Origin of the sequence: Aquimarina sp. I32.4 (assembly GCF_002924285.1) — a bacterium.
In the GTDB taxonomy this organism is placed as follows: Bacteria; Bacteroidota; Bacteroidia; order Flavobacteriales; family Flavobacteriaceae; genus Aquimarina.
On the sequence record NZ_PGUB01000162.1, the window covers coordinates 1 to 6355 of the forward strand.

Annotated in this window: 9 protein-coding genes; 1 reads left to right on the top strand and 8 read right to left on the bottom strand. The window is 36.1% G+C overall.

The window, feature by feature from the left end; all coding sequences use genetic code 11:
* The 8 genes from CVD18_RS20845 to CVD18_RS20880 all read right to left on the bottom strand — a co-directional run.
* Positions 1–182, bottom strand: a 182-nt coding sequence (locus tag CVD18_RS20845; protein ID WP_146052779.1) for a transposase, incomplete at its 3' end; no start/stop codon positions are given.
* Between the two features lie 19 nt (positions 183–201).
* Positions 202–1098, bottom strand: a complete 897-nt coding sequence (locus tag CVD18_RS20850; protein ID WP_103867416.1) for a relaxase/mobilization nuclease domain-containing protein — start codon at positions 1096–1098, stop codon at positions 202–204.
* Positions 1082–1429 (bottom strand): plasmid mobilization relaxosome protein MobC, encoded by a 348-nt coding sequence (locus CVD18_RS20855; protein ID WP_103867417.1) that lies wholly within the window; start codon positions 1427–1429, stop codon positions 1082–1084. Before CVD18_RS20855 ends, CVD18_RS20850 begins: the two co-directional genes overlap by 17 nt.
* A 181-nt stretch (positions 1430–1610) precedes the next feature.
* The gene (locus CVD18_RS20860) at positions 1611–2051 is read right to left on the bottom strand and encodes a hypothetical protein (protein ID WP_103867418.1); all 441 of its coding nucleotides are present in this window, start codon (positions 2049–2051) and stop codon (positions 1611–1613) included.
* Between the two features lie 16 nt (positions 2052–2067).
* Entirely contained in the window at positions 2068–2358 is a 291-nt protein-coding gene (locus CVD18_RS20865) for a type II toxin-antitoxin system RelE/ParE family toxin (protein WP_103867419.1), read from the bottom strand.
* The gene (locus CVD18_RS20870) at positions 2351–2605 is read right to left on the bottom strand and encodes a type II toxin-antitoxin system ParD family antitoxin (RefSeq protein WP_062054355.1); all 255 of its coding nucleotides are present in this window, start codon (positions 2603–2605) and stop codon (positions 2351–2353) included. Before CVD18_RS20870 ends, CVD18_RS20865 begins: the two co-directional genes overlap by 8 nt.
* An 82-nt stretch (positions 2606–2687) precedes the next feature.
* Complete coding sequence (locus tag CVD18_RS20875) at positions 2688–3662, bottom strand: toprim domain-containing protein (RefSeq protein WP_103867420.1); 975 nt, start codon at positions 3660–3662, stop codon at positions 2688–2690.
* A gap of 61 nt (positions 3663–3723) precedes the next feature.
* Positions 3724–4398 carry a hypothetical protein gene (locus CVD18_RS20880; RefSeq protein WP_103867421.1) on the bottom strand — a complete coding sequence of 225 codons (675 nt, stop codon included), beginning with the start codon at positions 4396–4398 and terminating at the stop codon, positions 3724–3726.
* A 462-nt stretch (positions 4399–4860) separates the two neighbouring features.
* Between CVD18_RS20880 and CVD18_RS20885 the strand changes: the two genes are divergently transcribed.
* Positions 4861–6355 (top strand): reverse transcriptase domain-containing protein (locus CVD18_RS20885; RefSeq protein WP_103867422.1); only part of this gene is annotated, 1495 nt, incomplete at its 3' end.

Genomic DNA, 6355 nt, shown 5'->3' on the forward strand with positions numbered 1-6355 from the left:
TCTGTACTCAATTCCTGTTTTACAGTGAATTTACCAGAGGTAGATTCATATGATTTACGCCATTTACGGATCATACTTCCATCTAAATCATATTCTGAACTCACTTGCTGTACACTTTGACCTGATTGTAATAACTCTACAATCATAAGTTTAAAATCGTTACTATGTTTTCGCTTTACCATAATTCAAATATATTTAACATTATGGGCTATTTAAAATCGTCCTAACAAAACTAGATATTCCAGGTTTGTTTTGTTCTTTGATCTGTGCCGATAACTCGTTAGCCTGTGGCAAGCTCTCACGGTCTAGGTCTTGGCATTTCGCTAATACGGCTTTGGTTTTTGCCCCGCCGCGCTCGTCTATTTTTAATTGGCGCATTAGGCGGTTAACTTTGCCTTTTTCATCCACTACCACAAGCGTATTACGATCTCCATTGGCAAGCTGTAAACCTTCCAGTTCAAGTGCATTTTTAAACGCTTTTCCGTTATCAGCGGCATAATATGTGCGGGTTACTTGGGTGCTGTAATCCTGTTTTTCTTTCTGGTAATTGCTGCGCTCGCCCCGTTCCCTCTTGCGGGCATTTTCTACACGCTGTTCACAATAGATTTTGCGCTCCTGTTCGTATTCCAACGCCCACGCCTGAACCTTGTTTTTATCTAGTGGTAGTTCGGCGCGTTTGCCTGTTTCGGGGTGGGTCAAATTCACTACGATATGTACGTGGTCGTGCTTAGTGTCATTGTGTGCCACAAAGTAATATTGATGCTCCGATAGACCCAATTCCTTAACCGTTTCTAATGCCATTGCTTTCTGGTGCTGCTCGTCTGGAGTCTCTTCGTGCGCCCACGCTAACGAATAATGATAGACTGCCCCTGTTTCGGTCTTGCGCCCTGTGGTGGCTATCCCCGCATCACGCTTTAGCTGCTCCGCGTGTATGTCCGTCCACGCCATTTGCTTGGCGGCTTTGTGTATTTCGTCACTCCATAAATTGCCTGTTTCCGTCCACGCCACGCGCTCGGAGGTATCGGCTTGCTTATCGTGCATTAGATACGCCGTTACTCCTTTAAAGCTGTAACCTCTGTCATTAATCCGTGGTATCATTGAGCAAGCCAGTTAAAACGATATCTATTTTCTCTAAGCAGCCAACCAATAAATCGTGTTCATAAGCGGTCAAGCCGCCGAGATTCACGCGTTTTTGGTATTGGTTCAAATTGTTACCGATAGCGGCAATATGCCGTATCAGTTGGGTATCGGTCTTACTTTGTTTAATGGTAATTTTACCATTTACACCCATTCGCCGCATATATGCCGAAGGGGTCAAGCCTGCTTGCGCCGCCCTTGCCTTGACCGTTGCCAATTCTGCCGAAGTGCAACGGGTATCGGGCAAGCGGGAATCAAATTTGATCTTTGGTTTCTTAGCAGTCTTTTTCATATCGAAACTTTTTATTAAGATTATCAGGCGATACTCAGACGATAGGGGATGCAACGGGGAAAAGCGTAGCGGCTCTCCTTGCCAAGATTAAGAATTGGGCGTTGCGGCGGTTGGTGCTTGTCTTGTCTCAACGGCGGTAAAATATCTATGATAGTATGGCATTGCTCGTCCTCATAGGTAATCAAATGAGAAGTATTGAAATGCTGTTTTTGCCAAAATGCGGTACTAGAACGCTGCGACAAATTAAAGAAGGTTTACAATACCAAATAAATGTTTGCGGGTCGTCATTCCCTGTTGTAAATGGGATTTGTTGACCGTAATAATTCAGGGGCGGGCATATGTCGCGTGCTTTTATCAGTAAATTATATAGTTCTTTATCGTATGCGCTACTGTCTGCAACCTCAATAAAACCTAAATAAGTGTAATGCGCCACGTGCAGCCTGTATAATTCTTTAGGGTTGATCTTAAAAACCTGTAATTCGGCTTCACTCGTGTAAAACTGGCTTGAATCTTCATTAAGGTAGGAATGATTTTTTATAATGAGGTTGGGGTAATCTTTAGCCCATTGCGCCACCATATCAGTAAGCAATTTCGTTAATCGGGTGCTTTCTGCTTCGGTCATACTTTAGGGTTTAAAATTATAAATGTTGTTCATAGTCCATCTGTTGCCCCAATACGCGCACAATCAAAATGCCTGTATCGGTAGGGACGTAAAAAATCGTATGAGATTGATAGGCATAGCGGCGTAATTCTTGCCCATATTCCGAAGCGTCACGCCCTATCGTGGGTCTATCTGCCAATAAGGTAAAACAGCTATTGAGTTTATCGCGATAGGTACGGGCTTGCTTGATGCCCCATTGCTCAATGGTGTAATCTGCAATGTTAAATAGGTCATTCTCTGCTAGTGGTGTAAAACGATATTTAGCCATTTTTTGCCTTATGCTTCTGCTCGGCTGCTGCCCATATATCGTCTAAAGTCCTATCACTGATACCGCTATCAAGCCCCTTTTGAATTTCGGATTTTAGCTTTAGAAACTTTTCGTTATTCCCCTGCTCCCGTCTGATAAGGGCGCGGATATATTCACTTTCGTTTGTAAAGTCGCCGTTATTGATTTGGGATTTAATCCACTCGTCTTGCTTGTCTGTTACCGTAATCGTTTTTCGTATTGTTGCCATATATAAAACCTCTTTATTGTTGCAATAGTAATACTATTGATGTAAATATAACATAATTAACGGATTTTACAAAGGATTAAGGTTACATTTGTAACCCTGTATCTAAATCGTGATCGTGGGGTTTGATCGGGCGCATTTCGATTTGGAACGCTTGCCCTGTGGCTTGATAACAGGCGTTTAAATCTTCGTACCCTACGTATGTATCATTGGCGATGTAAACGGCATAAGGCAACGCGGTAAAATAATCGGTGGCACGTTCTACTGCTTCGGCGGCTTTGCTGCCCTCTTTTTCATTGTCTAAAAACAAAACTACATTATCAATGGTAGTACTATCCCGTAAAAAATCGGCGGCGCGTTTTGCCATTGCGGTAGAATTTAAAATAATGGTTTTGTTTTCTGGCTCTTGCTGCTGCGTTATCATTAAATGACTTAGATAATCAAAAAAAACCTCAAATACATTAACGGTATTGCTCCGCGCTCCTGTACCTTCGATATAAGTAAAATCATTCGGGGCTATGGCGGTTTTCATATATTTGTTACGCACCGCGTACCCGCCTGATTGATTTTGAATCCCTAGCCCGTAAAATGTTTTGCCTGTTTCTGTATCGGTGTAATGGGTTTCTTTCAGGTGTTTATCAATAATAACGGAATTAATGCCGCGCTCTTTACCGTAGGCTATTAAATTAGGGTTCATTACTCGCTTTACTTTGTTTATTTCAAAACGTGACTTTTTTTCCTCATATATACGTGCTGAATGCGTTGTTTTACTTTGAGGTATCTTGGTGCTGTTAAGGTTCTCTTTGAGCCATTGCAACGCGCCTGACACGTTGGTGCTACTATATTGCATCACAAGGTCAATGACCTTACCGCCCTGCCCCGTACCTAAATCTTGCCATAGGTTCTTTTTATGGTTCACCGAAAAACTGGGGGTGCGTTCCGTGCGTAAAGGATTTTCATACCATTGTTCTTGCCCGCCTGAATGCTTGGCAAGGGCTTTGTAGCCCATTGCTTTAATAATAGTATCGAGTGGTATTTGATTAGCTTGGTTACAGTTCATTAATCATCTTCCTTATGCTTAATGGTACTTTAGTTTTAAGTATATGTAGGATAATTAAATATTAATTAAATTCAATTTCATCAACTAAGCATTCTTTTGGTAAATATTGTTCACTAAACTTATTTTTAGTTGGATTGAACCACTTTATCTTAAACAATTCATTTGAAGTAATACTATCTTGATTAATTTTTCTGTTTAATAACCCTTTTGGATAAGAGGTTTTAATTCCGCATAATACAAAATTTGGAGTCGCAAATGAAACTACATACCTTAAGGTTTCTTCTATAATCAGAGAGCTGTTTTTAGGATGTATAGTTATTTTTTTTGATGTTCGTTTTTTATAAATCTCTATTTTCTTTGTTCGAAAAGAAACTATTTTTCCTGATTCAAAACTAGGAAACGTATGAGCCTTAACCTCTTCAATCAAAGAGGTATAACTTTCAATACTTGTACCATCCTTATTTATTCTCTCAAAAAGTAAGTTTTCAAAACCATCTATATCAGATTGGGATAAAATGGAACAAATAAATTCACTCTTATCATCATTGAAATATACACAATCATATTTATAGGTTAATATATCATCTCTTTTTTCTGGGTAAACAGCAATTACGATCATAACAGGAGGAACATATCTATTATCTCCCTGAATTCTTTTTGCTTTAAACATTGGATGCGTTTTTAGAGTAACAACATCACCAATTGAAAATTTCCCTTCTTTTATTTCATCTTTCATCAATACATTTTTTCTTTATGCAGTATGTAAAATAGGTTTTTTAGTTTAAATTGCAAATAAATCTTAAGGTAAGATCTCTTTTGTTGTTTAGAGTGCGACAGTTATTTAGGTCAACGTATTCTTATTTTATATAAGGATCACTTAACTCATCATAGGAGATTAAGAACAGAGTAATTTCATTGAGAAAGTTACAAAGATTTAATATCTGTGTAATTAATTTCCCAGTATTAAACTTTGTAGGATTATATATTGTCCCTTTGCACCAGCTAGTGCAAAGACCAATCAATAGGATTCCTACCAGAGTATTATAAAGTATGGGCTTCATTTCAAAGTTCAGGTTTATTATATTAGACGTAAGAAGGCAACGGGAGTCAAGAATTTGGCTAATAACCTAATTGTTTTTACAATGTATGTCCCTCTTATTAAAATCCGTGCAAAAAGGTCTTACCTTTATTCTATGAAATGAATACAGAAAAAAAGAAAGATTGGTTTAAAGCCAGAGGTTATTTACATATAACTAATAAAATTCCAAGTAACAAAAGAGATAAGACGCAAAAATATGTATCTGATCCTCAAAAAGTAGCTGTTCATAAATTCTCTCCACTCATCTATAAAGAAATTAATCAACGCCGTTTTAAAAAAGGATATTTTGGAGAAGAAGTAAAAAGATCTCATAAGAAAATAAAAGATGGAAAAGTCATATCTAATAAAAAAATTAGACCGATACTTTTTGCCACTCACTTAGATGCAAATATATATGCTTATTACTCGAAAGAAGTTCTAGGTGAAAAATATGAAAACTATTTAAAAGCAAAACCCCTTTTATCAAACTCAATTACAGCATATAGAAGTATTGAAACAGAAGATAGAAAAAGCCATAAAAACAATATCCACTTTGCCAAAGATGTCTTTGACGAAATAAGAAAAAGAAAAGATTGTGTAGCATTAGCAATTGATATTGAGAGTTTTTTCAATAATCTTAATCACAGAAAATTAAAGTATTATTGGAAAAACTTAATGAAAGATGAATGGGGAGATAACCACTTTAATATATTTAAATCAGTTACTCAATTCTCTTTTATTAAATTAAGTGATTTAAAAATAAACGGGATTCATTTCGATGAAAAAAAACTTTCATTTAATAGAAAAGTAGGAAAACAATCTTTTTTTATATCATTTAAAGAATTCCTTGAATCTGGAATTAGAATTTACAAAAATCAACGTAAAACTAAAAAGCATATCAATAGAAAAAGAGAATTAATAGGAATTCCACAGGGTTTACCTATTAGTGCATTATTAGCAAATATTTATATGCTTAATTTTGATGAATTTATAATAGAAGAATTGGTAAAGAAAAACGACTGCTTTTACAGACGATATTCTGATGACATAGTATTAATTTGTAATCAGAACCAAATTGAATATGTTCTAAAAACGGTTGAAGATGAAATTAAAAAATATGACCTATCTATAGGAACTGATAAAACTGAAAAGACTTTATTTAAAACTGAAACTATTGGCAAAAAAGAAAGATTACAATGTTATGGTTTCAAAAATAACCAACCAACAGAATTTAATTTACCTTTTAATTACCTAGGGTTTGAATTTTATGGTTATCAAACACTTATAAAATCAAAAAACTTAGCTTCATTTTATAGAGATATGAAAGACTCTATTAGAAGAAAATCTAAAAGAGTAGAAAGAGTTAAAGAAATATCACAGATAAACGAAGCTCCCTTATTTAAAAGAAAAATTCATAGGTTATATTCTTTTAAAGGAGCAAAAACTAATAAAGGTAGAAGATTAGGCTCTAACAGATATGATGCAAAAGGAGAAGAAATTACAAGAAAATATAGAGGGAATTTTATTAGGTATGCTTATGGATACTTCGGTTCGTTTTGTGCCAGTAATTTCGGAGTTATGATGCCAGTGATTTCGGATCAAACTGTGCCAATTA